This is a genomic window from Candidatus Enterococcus avicola, assembly GCF_047470845.1.
GTDB lineage: Bacteria > Bacillota > Bacilli > Lactobacillales > Enterococcaceae > Enterococcus_D > Enterococcus_D casseliflavus.
This window is the reverse complement of record NZ_JBLGTY010000003.1, coordinates 78,140-92,659: the sequence shown is the minus strand read 5'-3', so window position 1 is coordinate 92,659 and position 14,520 is coordinate 78,140. Positions and strand designations below refer to the sequence as shown.

General features: G+C 42.3%; 11 protein-coding genes. All 11 read right to left on the bottom strand.

The window, feature by feature from the left end; genetic code table 11:
* Window positions 1-128: 128 nt before the first annotated feature.
* A complete protein-coding gene (gene garR / locus ACI3E5_RS04045; protein WP_498820841.1) occupies window positions 129-1,013 on the bottom strand; it encodes a 2-hydroxy-3-oxopropionate reductase in 885 nt (294 codons plus the stop codon).
* A gap of 12 nt (window positions 1,014-1,025) precedes the next feature.
* On the bottom strand, window positions 1,026-2,171 hold the full coding sequence (locus ACI3E5_RS04040; RefSeq protein ID WP_498820840.1) for a glycerate kinase: 1,146 nt from the start codon (window positions 2,169-2,171) through the stop codon (window positions 1,026-1,028).
* A 32-nt stretch (window positions 2,172-2,203) separates the two neighbouring features.
* Window positions 2,204-3,100 (bottom strand): dihydrodipicolinate synthase family protein, encoded by an 897-nt coding sequence (locus tag ACI3E5_RS04035; protein WP_086338337.1) that lies wholly within the window; start codon window positions 3,098-3,100, stop codon window positions 2,204-2,206.
* 49 nt (window positions 3,101-3,149) lie between these two features.
* Window positions 3,150-4,478: an enolase C-terminal domain-like protein gene (locus tag ACI3E5_RS04030; RefSeq protein ID WP_185939941.1), complete on the bottom strand. Its 1,329-nt coding sequence runs from the start codon at window positions 4,476-4,478 to the stop codon at window positions 3,150-3,152.
* Between the two features lie 120 nt (window positions 4,479-4,598).
* The gene (locus tag ACI3E5_RS04025) at window positions 4,599-5,909 is read right to left on the bottom strand and encodes an SLC13 family permease (protein WP_142972906.1); all 1,311 of its coding nucleotides are present in this window, start codon (window positions 5,907-5,909) and stop codon (window positions 4,599-4,601) included.
* 109 nt (window positions 5,910-6,018) lie between these two features.
* Window positions 6,019-7,371 carry an enolase C-terminal domain-like protein gene (locus ACI3E5_RS04020; RefSeq protein WP_498820839.1) on the bottom strand — a complete coding sequence of 451 codons (1,353 nt, stop codon included), beginning with the start codon at window positions 7,369-7,371 and terminating at the stop codon, window positions 6,019-6,021.
* A 686-nt stretch (window positions 7,372-8,057) separates the two neighbouring features.
* On the bottom strand, window positions 8,058-9,581 hold the full coding sequence (locus ACI3E5_RS04015; RefSeq protein WP_142972905.1) for an Ig-like domain-containing protein: 1,524 nt from the start codon (window positions 9,579-9,581) through the stop codon (window positions 8,058-8,060).
* A 305-nt stretch (window positions 9,582-9,886) separates the two neighbouring features.
* Window positions 9,887-11,977 (bottom strand): ABC transporter permease, encoded by a 2,091-nt coding sequence (locus tag ACI3E5_RS04010; RefSeq protein ID WP_142972904.1) that lies wholly within the window; start codon window positions 11,975-11,977, stop codon window positions 9,887-9,889.
* Window positions 11,949-12,725, bottom strand: a complete 777-nt coding sequence (locus ACI3E5_RS04005; RefSeq protein WP_016610278.1) for an ABC transporter ATP-binding protein — start codon at window positions 12,723-12,725, stop codon at window positions 11,949-11,951. The genes ACI3E5_RS04010 and ACI3E5_RS04005 overlap by 29 nt, the downstream gene beginning before the upstream one ends.
* An 89-nt stretch (window positions 12,726-12,814) precedes the next feature.
* Window positions 12,815-13,762 carry a sensor histidine kinase gene (locus ACI3E5_RS04000; protein ID WP_086338343.1) on the bottom strand — a complete coding sequence of 316 codons (948 nt, stop codon included), beginning with the start codon at window positions 13,760-13,762 and terminating at the stop codon, window positions 12,815-12,817.
* Window positions 13,759-14,454, bottom strand: coding sequence for a response regulator transcription factor (locus tag ACI3E5_RS03995; protein WP_005225805.1), 696 nt, complete (start codon window positions 14,452-14,454; stop codon window positions 13,759-13,761). Before ACI3E5_RS03995 ends, ACI3E5_RS04000 begins: the two co-directional genes overlap by 4 nt.
* Window positions 14,455-14,520 lie beyond the last annotated feature (66 nt).

Genomic DNA, 14,520 nt, shown 5'->3' with positions numbered 1-14,520 from the left:
TTTCAATACACGCAACAAAAAGAGCGTTCCTCTGAGAAGAAACGCTCTTTTATTATGTCTTTTAGTTGTGAGCAGTTTGTGCTCTCTTTTCAATGAAAAAGAAAACAAATGACCTCGATTTGTTACTGTTAACCTTGCAATTTTAAATCATTGATCGTTTCATAATAGTTTGCGATTGCAGAATGATCCCTTTTTTCTAATCCGTAGGCTTTCAATGATTGCATAATCTCCATTGCAGATGCTGTAAATGGTGTAGAAACATTACTATCATGTGAGGTGTCTAATGCATTTTGCAAGTCCTTGATATGCAATTCGATACGGAAACCAGGATCGAAGTTACCAGAAAAAATCTTTTCTGATTTTTGATCCATGACTGTGCTTCCTGCCAAACCTGTCCGAATGGCTTGATAAACTGCTTCAGGAGAAACACCTGCTTTTTTGGCTAGACAATAAGCTTCAGAAATAGCTGCGATGTTGATTGCTACAATCATTTGATTGGCAAGTTTCGTAATATTTCCAGCTCCTACTTCACCGACTCGTGTCACAGAAGAAGCCATCGTCTTCAATAAAGCTTCATATTTCTCAAAAACTGCTTTTTCTCCGCCAACCATTACCGCGATCGTCCCATCAATGGCTTTTGGTTCTCCACCAGAGACAGGCGCATCAATAAAATGGACTCCTTGTTCTTTCAAACGAGCCGCAAAGTCTTGGCTGGCTTTTGGCGCAATTGAACTCATATCAATGACTGTTTTACCAGCTGACAAGCCTTCAGCGATCCCTCCAGGATTGAATAGTGCCGCTTCTACGTTTGGAGAATTCGGCAGCATCGTAATGATCACTTCTGCTGCTTCTGCCACCTTGGCGCCTGACTCGGCTGCATGTGCACCAGCTGAAGCAACTTCATCGATTGCGGATTGGTTAAAATCAAACACAATAACCTCATAGCCATTCTTTACTATATTTTTCACCATTGGTTTTCCCATGATTCCTAAACCGACAAATCCTACTTTCATCAATACCATCTCCTACTTTCGTTGATTTAATAAATATGCTCGGATCGCGGTTTCTCCAGCGATCACCACATTTTCCTCTACTTGTGTCATTGCTTCTTGCAAACTCATTGGTCGATGGATAATTGGCAAAATAAGGTTAATTCCAGCGGCATAAGCTGCCGAAACCTCTTTCTCCCGACTACCGACCACAGCAATCACCGGTTTATGGTGCTTTTTGGCTAGCTCGGCAATCCCCACAGGAACTTTGCCGTTCAGCGATTGCTGGTCAAGCTTGCCTTCGCCAGTTATGACGAGAGCAGCTTGGGCAATTTTCTTTTCAATTTCTACTAAATCTAAGATCGTTTCAATACCGTTGCACGTTTTGGCTTGGCAAAACACTTGCAATGCAGCCCCTAGACCGCCTGCTGCCCCTGCACCTGGTGCGTCAGCAATATCAATCTGCATCTCTTTTTTGATCACAGAGGCATAATGTTTCATCCACTGATCATAGGTTTTCGTTTGGTCAATCGGAATGCCTTTTTGAGGACCATAGATAGCAATGGCACCTTTTTCACCGACTAACGGATTCGTTACATCCGATAAAATATTGATTTTTACATCCTTTAATCGTGGATCGATTTTAGAAATATCTATCGAAGCAAGCTTTGCTAATCCAGCTAATCCTCTCGGGATGTCCTTTCCTTGATCGTCGTAAAAGGAGACTCCTAATGCTTTTGCCATTCCAGTCCCGCCATCACTCGTTGCACTGCCGCCTATGCCAAGGTAGATCTCTTTTGCGCCTTCATCGAGGGCAGCCAAAAGCAACTCCCCTACCCCGTAAGTCGAAGCGTTTAAGGCATTCTCAGCATTTTGCTCGATTAAAGTAATCCCACTTGCTTCTGCCATTTCTAATACGACGATTTGATTAGGTAAAACACCATATTGCGCCTTCACAGGATTTCCCAATGGATTTTGAACAGTTATCCTTTTTCGTTTTCCTGCCAAGGCATCAACTAAAGCTTCGACTGTGCCTTCTCCACCATCGGCGACTGAAAATTTATCGATAGGACTATGGGGCAAAACCCGACGAATCCCTTTTTCTAACCACATTGAGATATCTTTACTGGAGGCACTTCCTTTGAAAGAATCTGCTGCAATCACAATTCGCTGTTCTTCCATGAATCCACCCCCTTTTCTATAGTTAGGCTTGATTATAAGAAACCCGCCTTCTTCATTTCATCAATCATCTTGTCTAAGACAACGCCCTTACTTGCTTCCGTCGGCAAGATCGAAGGTCCCACATTCAAGCCCATCAAGTTTGCCATATCTTTGGTAGCTGAAGGGAAACTTGCTGCATCTTGCGATAAACGGATCGGGTTCAGGGTAAATTGGTTCTTTAGCGCGCCTTGAAAATCACCAGATACGTACTGGTCATAAATACCGCAAACCAATTCAGGATAAATATTTGCCGTTGAACACACACCGCCGACTGCTCCCACACAGAGTGAAGGATAAACAATGGTATCTTTTCCTGCAATCACCCGAAAGCCAACATCAGCATTCCGTCGAACCAATTCGCTTAGGAAGGTCAAATCTCCGCTTGAATCTTTGATCCCTACGATATTCTCAACGGTATGCGCCAGCTTTTCGATCAATGGTTGACTCAACGAATACCCAGCTCTTGCTGGATTGTTATACAAAAGCACCATCGTATCGGAAACCGCGTCTGCGATTGCTTTAAAATGATTGTACAGTGCTTCTTCTGTGGGTTTGATGAACATTGGGTGTAAAACGGAAATACCAGCGATCGGCAATTTTGCTGCCCGTTTGGCAAGTGCCACCGCATGTTTCGTACGTATTGGGCCCATCCCAAAGAAAACAGGTACTTTTCCAGCGGCTTCATCTAAAATGATTTCTGTTGCTGCAAGCATTTCATCATGTTCGAACATATAAAACTCACTATTACTGCCAAAAGCCAAAATGCCATGAACACCATGATCGATCACATGCCGTACGATCTTTCGCAACTTAGTTTCGCAAATCATTTCTTCTTCATTCACTGGCGTGAGTAAAGGAACAATGATCCCTTTAATCTTTTCTTTTTCCATTATGGTCAATCCTCTCACTCAAAGCTTCGATTAATTTGTATTCTCTCGATTACTCTCTGACTAAAGCTGGTTTCTTATTGTCAAATGTCCAGCCAGGAATCAAGTACTGCATGGCAATCGCATCATTGCGCGCCCCTAAGCCTTCTTTTAAATACAGTTGATGCGCCGCATCTAGCTTTTCTCGGTCAAGTTCCAGCCCAAGGCCATGGGAATTTCTTGGAATGGTAATTTCACCGTTTTTGATTTGATGCGGATTTTTGGTCAAGCCTTCGCCATCTTGCCAAATCCAGTGGGTATCTGCGGCATTTACTTCCCCAGGTGCTGCCGCTGCAGTATGAGCGACCATCGCCAAAGAAATATCAAAATGATTATTGGAATGCACACCCCAAGTCAAATCTAAGTCATGACATAACTGCGCCACACGTACACTGCCTTGCATCGTCCAAAAATGCGGATCTGCCAGCGGAATCGTCACACTATCTAAGCGAATCGCTGCTTTCATTTCTCGCCAATCCGTTGCTACCATATTCGTCGCCGTCGGCAATCCTGTTTTTCGGCGGAATTCTGCCATCGTTTCTCTACCAGAGAAGCGACCTTCTGCACCACAAGGATCTTCTACATACGCTAATACGCCGTGAAGGTCTTTGCAAAGCGCAATTGCATCATCTAGTAACCATCCGCCATTCGGATCAAGGGTAATCCGAGCATTGGGAAATTCTTTTTTCAACGCTTTGACGGTTTGTACTTCTTCTTGCCCTGATAACACGCCGCCTTTTAATTTAAAGTCCTCAAAACCATAGCGCTCATAGGCAGCTTTCGCTAACTTGACGATTGCTTCTGGGGTCATCGCTTCTTCACGACGTAGTGCTCCCCATGAATCATCGAGCGTATTGTCAGAAGCATAAGGCAAGTCTGTTTTGTTGCGATCTGCTACATAAAACAGATAACCTAAAAACTTCACTGATTCGCGCACTTGTCCTTCACCTAACAAAGCGGCAACGGGCACCTGCATGTGCTGTCCTAGTAAATCCAACAATGGCGCTTCAACAGCAGTCATAACATGAACCGTCGTTCGTAAATCAAATGTTTGGTTCCCGCGCCCACCAGCATCCAACTGCGCATAACGTTCGTGAATCTCTTTTACGATGTTTTTGTATTCGCCCAAAGTCCGACCCACAACTAATTCACGGCAGTCTTCCAATGTCTGACGAATTTTCTCACCACCTGGCACTTCTCCTAAACCTGTATTACCTGTGTCATCAGTTAAAATAACGATATTTCTAGTAAAGAAAGGGCTATGGGCTCCACTTAGATTTAATAGCATACTGTCATGTCCTGCTACAGGGACAACTTCCATTTTTACGATTTTTGGAATCATCAAAATCTCTCCTAGTCAAATTGATAGTTTTTAATATACTGTTTCCCCAAAAAAGAATACAGAGTATCGAGTGCAGACTTTTCGTCGAAAAACAGTGAATTTATGTGCTAAAGAACATTTTTAAATAAAGATCCCCAATACGATCCCTACTAGCGTCCATGCCAAGCTGATTCCCCAGAATTTAAAGAAGGAATAACGCAAGAATTTTCGTACATTGGTTTCCCCTAAATCACAAGCCATGATGATTTGTGGTTGGGCAATCAGTGAAGCAAACGCACCAATATTAAAGAATAATGTCAAGGCAACAATATCTGGAGCAACACCATATTCTCCTGCTAAAGCTGCAATGATCGGAATGAGCGCAAAAAAACAAGTATCGTTGGTAAACAACAGCATCAATGGCGTGCTAAAGATAGCGATCGCAATATGAACATAGGGACCAACAGCTGCGGGAATAATATTCACGAGAACTTGAACCATCGCATCCATCATGCCCGTTCCTTGCAAGATCCCTACGACAACCCCAGAAAGCAAAACGATGGGCGCAATCGGATATGTTTTTGAAGCATATTTACTGATCAATTGATTTTGATCTTTGAAGTCTGGATAGTTCACGCATAAAGCGATGATCAAACCAGCTGCGAAAATATAGTAAGAAGGCAGGTTTGAAAACGACAAAGCGATCACTAAGAGGATGGTCAAGATCAGATTGAACCAAAATAGCTTGGGACGAGCAAGCGGTCCATAGTTTTGCTCTTTCGCTAATGAATCAGCGATCCCTTCAAATTTTTCTCCATTTGCCATATGCTTTTTGTGGACACCTAGACCTAAGAAATAACCAAGGATCATCGTTCCGATAAAGACAGTGATCCAAACAGGTAGCAAGGTGGTAAATAAGGTCATCGGTGCATTAGGTACATCTGGAAGCAGACTTGCAGCTCGTAAGATCCGTGCGTTCCATGGTGTGATCGATCCTAACATGATACCGACTGAGCAAAGAAAGACGAGTATCACCGGATCGATTTTCAACTTCTTAAATAGCGGCAAAAACAACGGGATCGCAATTAGATAGGTCGACATGACACTTCCATCTAATGTGGTGATCACCGAAATAAACACAGTCAAGCTGCAGAGAATCGGCGCTTTGATTTTTACTTTTTTCAAAAACTTGAATACCATAATATCGAAGACTGCTGCATCAGATATCAGAGAAAAATAAGGTAATGAAAACATGATCATCAAAAAGATGTCTCGTGTCATATCAAGACCGTCAGCGATATATCCTTCCGTCGCTGTCCAGCTTGCCCCGCTTAAGAAAGAAAATGCGACAGGTATCAATGCAAAACAGACAAGTATATTAATTTTATTTCTTAGTAATAACCCCGTGATCAATGTCATCATGACAAAGCCAAGAATAGCTAAATAGCTCATTTTTTATATCCCTCCGAATAATAGATCAGTCAAAGAGGAATATAGCCGAAACTTCAATCAAAAATTTCAGCTATATCTCTGACATCAAGTAGTCCTTCAATAAATACCTTTAGCGCACAAAGCAAGGTTTTTTTGAGTCAAACTGCCAATCTTCAATAAAGTATTGCATCGCAATTGAATCATCACGATCACGGTATTTGGGGTCCATTGACTGGTACAATTGATGTGCTTCCAGCAATTTCTCCATATTGATTTCAATACCTAGGCCAGGTTTATCGGTGATTTTGATCACGCCATCTTGAATCAAGACAGTGTCATCGCAAAGTTCTTGTCCATCCTGCCAAATCCAGTGTGTATCGATTGGTGTAATATTTCCTGGTGCAGCTGCGGCACACTGTGCGAACGTTGCCAACGTAATATCAAAATGGTTATTTAAGTGAGAACCCCAAGTCAATCCCCAGTCATTCAAGATTTGGGCCATGCGAACACTTCCGTTTAATGTCCAGAAATGCGGATCAGCCAAAACGATATCTACTGCTTTTGAATTTAATGCATGATAAAATTGTCGCCAGTTGGTCGCAATCATATTTGTTGCCACTTGATGTCTCGTGGCTGTTTTGAATTCATTCATGATCTCACGACTTGAAAAACCTGCTTCAGGACCACATGGATCCTCCACATAAGAAATCGTGTCTAATTTGTCTTTGCAAAGCTCGATTGCCTCTGCTAACGACCAAGCACCATTAGGATCAATATTGATTCGCGCTTCTGGAAACGCCTCATGTAAAGCAACTACTGCTTCCATTTCCTCTGTTCCCTTCAGCACGCCACCTTTGACTTTGAAATTTTTGAACCCATAGCGTGCCTCAAGTGCTTTTGCTTGCTGCACCATTCCCTCTGGTGTTAAGGTTTCCTGTCTTCTAATGCGCTCCCACTCATCTTTTGGCTCTTCCTCTATGCGATAAGGCAGATCGGTTTTCCCTGCATCGGCGATATAAAACAAATACCCCAACACTTCAACTTCATTACGCTGCTGACCATCACCTAATAATGCACACATCGGTTTATTTAGAAACTTGCCAAGCAGATCCAGCATCGCACATTCAACCGCTGCCTCCGCTTGGACGACAAATTTCAGATTTTTTAAATCCAACCCTTGAAGTCCTTCCCCATCATTTCCTTTCATCGCCGCTGCATTTTTGCGAATCGTTGTAATCACATTACGATAATTGGCAATTTCTTGACCCACGACAAAAGGAATGTAACTCTCCAGCATTTTGGTGATGTCTTCACCGCCATGGATCTCACCAATGCCTCTATTCCCAGTTTCGTCTTCTAATACAACAATATTCCTCGTAAAATAAGGTGCATGACACCCGCTTAAGGTAAGGGTCGGACTGTCATACCCAGCAATCGGAAACACCTGCATCTTTGTCACTTTTGGAGAACCATTTTTACTCATATTCATTCCACCTTCTCTATTATTTTTGGTTTGTTCAGTTTGAAGAAAAACTTGCTTCGTAATCAAAACGCTTTAGGTTTTTATAAATTGCTTCTTGTGCATACCACTAAACCCTTCTTCGCTCATTCTTGTTAACAAAATCACAATTCATTGGTCAGTAAATGTTTTTGAAGAATTCTGCTCATTTTTCGAGCAATCGAAACAAAAATCAGTTTCTAGAAAAAAGGGTCCGAAACACTAACTAGACTAAGGGAACTTCTGATATTTCTCGCACATTTCCAGTCATATGTCGAAAAAGCGTCAGCGTATGGAAGCGGTTTATGATCATTAACTTGCTCTAAGAATACAAATATTCTTCGCGAATAAAAAGGGTATGTGAGATAGTTATCCGCATCGTTTCTGCTTGATAAATGTTACAGAAACCATTTTATGAATTCCAAAACAGCCAAATTTTTTCTGTAATCGACGGGCTACAAGCGTAAAAACGGTAGGTCAACCCATCGAGAAAATAGCAAAAAAAAACCGATAATGCCCTTGATGACCTCTTTCAGCAAAAAAAACTAAATTTTACTGAATCAGTCGATCAAAACACATGAACGGTTTTGTCGCTACTTTTTATTCTGTTTTCTGCTAACCCAAGTCCCCATTGGATAATAATGTTTGTTTTTGCCCGTTGTAGACTTTTGTTATCTGTTGAAGGGACTTTTCCCCATTGATTTTTTTAGCGTCATATAGGTAATGATAGACAGTATGACTATCCCTAAGAAAATCAACCGATCATTCAAGACTTCATCCGTCTGCGGGAGAAGCTTCTGCTTATTATGGTTGGCACCATCACTTCTTGCCGAGCTGGAAGAGTGACTTGACCCACTATTATTTAGCAAACCTTCCACTGTATTGCTTGTACTTCTTGGTTCCGTGCTACTGCTGGTGCTACTTTCACTACTTGGTTCCGCACTGCTACTTGTACTGCTTTCGCTACTTGGTTCCGTGCTGCTACTTGTGCTGCTTTCGCTATTTGGTTCCGTACTGCTACTTGTGCTGCTTTCGCTACTTGGTTCCGTGCTGCTACTGGTGCTACTTTCAGTACTTGGTTCCGTGCTGCTACTTGTGCTGCTTTCGCTACTTGGTTCCGTGCTGCTACTTGTGCTACTCTCACTACTTGGTTCCGTGCTGCTACTAGTGCTGCTTTCACTACTTGGTTCCGTGCTACTGCTGGTGCTGCTTTCACTACTTGGTTCCGTACTACTGGACTCTCCTGGTTCACCGGTTCCGCCACCACCGCCACCATAGCGTGGCGTATAGCCAGTAATACTGCTTGTTCTTGGCACATCATTGACCAAAGCATCAAGGATGCCCCGATTGGTATATTGTTCCAATGAACCATCCGTTTCTGTTTTGTAGGTAATGTAGATCCGTTCCTCTGTATCCCGCAAAGGAATTTCAAAGGAGCCGTCACTATTTAAAACGATCGGTACTTGCTCGACATACGTTGGGTTGGAAACGCTGGGTCCATAGACCACTCGAGCACTCGTACTGACTAGTGTCTGATGAGGACCTAAAAAGTCAATAAACGTTCCATCTTTGATCGTCACTTGGTCCGTGTCAAACGAGTTGATATACACTCGCCAATCAATGATCCGTTTGGGTTCTTGCGTACCTAAATACAGTCCTTGTTTGGTGAGTAAGGCACCCTCCCCTGAATCATCCACTGCTTGAATAAAAATAGGCACCGATTGCGTCCCATTTGCCGTTTCAAAGTTGATGTTGTTGATCTGGTTTTCTATCACGTCATCACTGAACTTTGTCCAAAAATAAAAGTCCCCATGTACATTGGTATTTTGTTCGACAAATTCCGTGAAAACAAAGGTCAGCTGATTGCCAACTTGGGTAACATTGACCACTAAGTTGTTATTTTCATCGTATAAAGCATACGTATTATTAACGCCTTCAATCTCAGCTGGCAAGGTGACGGTCGCTTTGTCACCTGCTTTTAAATCACCTAAGTCCTCCAAACTCCAGGTCATATCTATTTTGAAGGAATCATCCTTTTCAATACTTGTGATGACCTCGTTGTGGCTATTAACGATCGATACATTGGTGATCAGCTTGGCACCCACATCGGTTTCCCCATAAACAACCCGCATACCAGCAAAAACAGGAATCAACAGCAGCAAGACAGCAAATGCTTTTCCTAAACGTTTGATCATTGGTTTCCTCCCTTAAGTGATCGCTTAGCTAAACCCATCGGTCACAGCAATTACTGTACTCGACATGAATATTTTCATTAACAGTTGTCTTTTCGTTTCACGGTGAGAAAAATAGACTTCCAGTTGCCACATTCTTGCAGGGTATCCGCGACTGCCTAATAGAATCAGTGTTAACTAATTTTATCGGCTTTTCGGTGATTTACACAATTAAAACGCTTCATTGGTGAAAGAAAATAACAATGCAGCAAACAAAAAAACCAAATCCCAATCTGTGTTGATTGAAAGGGATTTGGCTAAAAAATAAATCACTCTGTCGGATCGGCGATCCGATCAATTTGCTGGAAGTACCGATACTGACAAACAAAGTAAAAAACGATTTGGAAAATCAAAAAGAGACTAACGATCACACCATAGTATTGCCAAACAGGCAATTCTACTAAAATACGCAAAGCGGTCATTGCCACCGCAAAATGGATCATTGCCACAACTGTTGGCAAGAAGTACATCACTTGCAGCTGGCGTCTCAGAACGTTGTGACGCTCCTTCGGCGACACACCTAAAATATGCAAGGAACGATGATACGCACCATCTTTATCTAAATCTGCAAATAAACGGAAATAGATAATCGAAGCGGAGAAAATAAAGAAAACCGAACCTAGTAATACCGTGATCATTAAAATGATGCCATTTCCTTGACGATTTTCTTGGAAAACTTGGTATTTCGAGGTATAAGACGTACGCATCGGAATGTCTTTTGCCGCTTCTGACCACTCTTCATCTGTATAGTCACCTTTGGCTTCAAACTCCCGACTGAGTTCTTCGTATTGCTGATCGATCAAGGCATTTTCTTTATCTAACTTTCCATTGAAATCAGATACCAATTCAGGTGTTTCAGCCCATTCTGGATAGTCTAACCAAATAAAACCAGATTCCATATCATCGTTAGATTCTTGTAAGAGAGCTTGCCATTCCTCAAAGGTCTTATCTGTCACAACTGACAAACCAAAGTGATTCAGAGAAAGCATTGAGGGGCTGTGGACAATCGTAATATCCTTTTTTATACCGGTTTCTGAACCTAATTCAAGTGGATAGATACTTGTGCGTTCGTTCTCAGGGACTTCTAGAAGCTGTTTTCGACGTGAATAATTAGCACTAAGTGTCATTATTTGATTATCTGCAACGGAATCAGCTTCCTCACCGATTTGTTTCATCATTTTCTGATAGTCACTTTCTCGCATAATTGAAAAGCCATTCGTCGTATAAAATGAATCATTCATAACTGCAGATTCATCAAGATTTGCATAGGCCCATAGTAAGGAAACACTATCCGTTACAGGTGAGTACCCTTTTTCTTCTATGGCAGTTTTAATTTCATTCATTTTCCCCTCAGAATGATCGAGGTCTTCTGGCCCAGACCACGGAAACACATAGGCTACACTGATTCCTTGGATTGAAGAAAAAGAAGAACTGCCGATCGCCAGCATCACGGAGATCCCAACGAATGCCACGGAGGTACTAATAGCGATCAGACTGTACATCGCCGCATTGTCTCGCATGCGAAAGATCCATTCGCTGATAGTCAGCATCCGAGTCCCACGTAAGAAGGTCGGGCGTTTTTTTAATCGTTTCAATAGAAATACGCTGAACTGATGGAATGACAAGATCGTGCCTGCAACAGTCAACAAGACTCCTAGCATAAGTGGCAGCATTGAGTATGTTTGGTAGCTAAAATAAAAGACCGATCCATAGCCCGCCACCAATAATATAATTCCTGAAAATGCCAATGCCCAATGACTTTTTGGCTCAGGACGTGGTTTTTCATTTTCCTTGATCAATGAGATGATCTGTTCTCCTTGCAAGGCCCGAGTACTGAAAAAGGAGATCAAGAGGAAAATAAAGACATAGATCCCAAAGGTCAATCCTAAACCTTCCAGAGGAACCATAAATTTCAGTCCTTCTGTTAGATACATGACATTTTGCGCAATCAGCAGCAACAATTTCGTCACTAAAATCCCTAACCCAATACCAGATACTGTGGCACATGTTCCTAAAAGGGCATTTTCGACAAACAAAATCTTTCGCAGATCTTTTTCTTCGATCCCCAAAATCAAGTAGATCGCCAGATCACGTTTGCGTCGTTTCAAAAAGACCACAAATGTATACCATAAAAACAACAGCGACAGTAAGGCGATCACCACGAGTGCGACGGATAGACCAACCTTAGCTAAGCTTGAAATTGTATCGCTATTAGATAAGTTTTCTTCCAATTGCGGATGAAAGAGCAAAAGACTAAAGATATAAAACACCATCGCCGCAAAGGCGCTGCTGACGAAGTATGCTGCATAGGTTCGAAAATTCCCCCGCAGATTACGAATGATCAACTGTCTGAAATTCATGACGGCGACCTCCTAAATGTGCTAGGACTTCAAGAATTTTTTGATAAAATTGCTGTTGATCAGCACCACGATAGACTTCGTTATACAGCTTTCCGTCTTTGATGAAAACGACCCGATCAGAAAAGCTGGCGGAATACGGATCATGGGTGACCATCATAGTGGTGACTTTTCGCTGTTTGTTCATCTGACTTAGTATTTCCATGACATCTCGTGCTGCCTTGGAATCAAGATTACCCGTCGGTTCGTCTGCTAAAAGCAATTCTGGTTGATGGATCAAAGCTCTAGCAATCGCAACTCGCTGCTGCTCTCCACCGGAAAGCTGATAGATGCGTTTGTCTTTTTTCTCATAGATCCCAAGTTCACGTAATAGCTGCTCCGAACGTTCTTTCATCTCAGGAACTGCCACCCGATCCAATGTCAGTGGTAAAATCACATTCTCAAGCACGCTCAATGGCGAAAGTAAATTGTAGTTTTGAAAAACAAAGCCTAGTTGCCGACGACGAAACTCCGCGAGTTTTTGCTTAGATAATTCTAGTGGCTGCTCTCCCTTGAGGATCACCGAACCTGAAGTCGGTTTATCCAATGTTGCCACCAAATTCAGCATGGTGGTCTTGCCACTGCCAGATGGACCCATAATGCTGATAAATTCTCCTTCTGGCACTTTGAGATCGATTTGTTGTAAAACCTCAACAGACACTTCCCCTGTATAGGTTTTCGATACATTTTTCAATTCTAGTAAAGCCATCATCTTCACTCCTTTGCTACCAGTTTAGCAGGCGGCACCGCAATCAGTTATCGATTTCATGATAGAAAGCTTACAAAATTGTAAGAAAGCCTTCACCTCCGAAATGTTAAGGTAACTGTCGTGCCTTGATTCTCCTTAGAGGCAAGCGCCACATCGATATCTAATTGCGTACTGATCGTTTCAACTAAATAAAGACCGATCCCAGTTGCCTCTCCTGTTTGCCGCCCATTCTGACCTGTATAAAAGGGGCGGAAAACTCGCGGGAGATCCGCTGTTGCAATCCCGCAGCCTTCATCTGCGATCGTTAAGCTTCTAGAAAAAGGATCGATCTCAAAATAGACTTTACTGTCTGGCTTTGAGTACTTGATGGCGTTGCTGATGAGTTGAAAGAGCAAAATACCTAGCCATTTTTTGTCTGTTGTCACCGTGATATCTGCTTCACTCATCAGCTTCGGATAGACTTCACTGCGAATAAAATTTCGCTTCTGGTCACCGATACTGTGTTTTAACAATTCCAACAATGAGGCTGATTCGATAACGAAGTCCTCCGTGAAATCTTCCAAGCGCACAAAATTCAGCGCAGTCGCCAAGCCACTTTTTAAGCGATCTGTTTCAGCCAAAAGATCATAGCTATCGACTTCTTCACTTTCAGCCATTAGCGCCAAAACTGAGACAGGTGTTTTCATTTGATGAACCCAGATATTCATGAAACGAATATGATTTTGATGGTGCTGATCTAATTCTGTCAGCCGCTCTTGCTCTTTCTGTTCATGGGCATCGAACTGCTTGCGCCATTGCTTGGAAAGGTAGCCATTGCTTCGGTGTGTCGCTCTTCCATGCTTGATATACTGATAAAACGCAGTATTGGAAAGGTAATCTACCAAATAAACAAGAACAATGAACAGCCCAAATAGAAGCAGACCATAACCAATTACGAGGTAATTTCGATAGCCATCCAACCAAATCACTAAAACGAACAATGAAATGGCTAAGAAGGTAACGAGTAGTTTAGGTAAATGAACACTTGCATATGCTTTCATTCTTCCGTACCTATCACTGATAAAGCGTAGCCCTTTCCGCGAATCGTTTGGATCGGATCATTGATGCCCATTGCCGCCAGTTTTTTTCGCAAACGGCCGACATTAACAGAAAGCGTATTGTCATCAACGAAGCGTTCATCATCCCATAATAGATTTAAGATCCGTTCCCGTTTGACCATCTCTGGGTGTGCCGACATTAACAGGGTCAATAATTCTCCTTCTCGAACAGTCAGCCATTCACTGGCTTCACGATAGACCATCTTCAATGCTTCGGGATAGTAGATCAATTCGCCGGCTTTCAAACTTCTCGCCCGATCAGACTGTGCATAATCCCCGTAGACTCTGCGAATGTGGCTTTTTACTTTTGCCAGCAGCAAGTCATAAGAAAAAGGTTTGACTAGATAATCATCAGCACCATATTCTAGAGCCATCACTTGGTCCATATTGCCGTCACGGGCGGAGATGAAGAGAATTGGAACCAACGAACGTTCCCTGATTTTTTGGCACCAATAAAACCCATCATAATAAGGTAGATTGACATCCAACAAAACCAAATCAGGTTGGATCATCAAGAATTCATCTAAAACTGCAGCGAAATTTTCAGGAACAAAGGTTTGATACGCATAGCGGGATAATTGGTTTTCCATCATTTTGACTAACGATTTGTCATCTTCGACCACGAATATTTTCATAGAAATCCTCCTGTTTTCTCTAAAGTTTACCAAATCTGTGTGAAAAAAACTGTAAAATTCCAGCTT

What these genes read in the sequence shown, in the direction of transcription:
- ACI3E5_RS04030 (WP_185939941.1), bottom strand. Translation starts at nt 4,478, where the DNA reads ATGATTCCAAAAATCGTAAAAATGGAAGTTGTCCCTGTAGCAGGACAT.
- ACI3E5_RS04015 (WP_142972905.1), bottom strand. Translation starts at nt 9,581, where the DNA reads ATGATCAAACGTTTAGGAAAAGCATTTGCTGTCTTGCTGCTGTTGATT.
- ACI3E5_RS04025 (WP_142972906.1), bottom strand. Translation starts at nt 5,909, where the DNA reads ATGAGCTATTTAGCTATTCTTGGCTTTGTCATGATGACATTGATCACG.
- ACI3E5_RS04035 (WP_086338337.1), bottom strand. Translation starts at nt 3,100, where the DNA reads ATGGAAAAAGAAAAGATTAAAGGGATCATTGTTCCTTTACTCACGCCA.
- ACI3E5_RS04010 (WP_142972904.1), bottom strand. Translation starts at nt 11,977, where the DNA reads ATGAATTTCAGACAGTTGATCATTCGTAATCTGCGGGGGAATTTTCGA.
- ACI3E5_RS04020 (WP_498820839.1), bottom strand. Translation starts at nt 7,371, where the DNA reads ATGAGTAAAAATGGTTCTCCAAAAGTGACAAAGATGCAGGTGTTTCCG.
- ACI3E5_RS04005 (WP_016610278.1), bottom strand. Translation starts at nt 12,725, where the DNA reads ATGATGGCTTTACTAGAATTGAAAAATGTATCGAAAACCTATACAGGG.
- garR (WP_498820841.1), bottom strand. Translation starts at nt 1,013, where the DNA reads ATGAAAGTAGGATTTGTCGGTTTAGGAATCATGGGAAAACCAATGGTG.
- ACI3E5_RS04000 (WP_086338343.1), bottom strand. Translation starts at nt 13,762, where the DNA reads ATGAAAGCATATGCAAGTGTTCATTTACCTAAACTACTCGTTACCTTC.
- ACI3E5_RS04040 (WP_498820840.1), bottom strand. Translation starts at nt 2,171, where the DNA reads ATGGAAGAACAGCGAATTGTGATTGCAGCAGATTCTTTCAAAGGAAGT.
- ACI3E5_RS03995 (WP_005225805.1), bottom strand. Translation starts at nt 14,454, where the DNA reads ATGAAAATATTCGTGGTCGAAGATGACAAATCGTTAGTCAAAATGATG.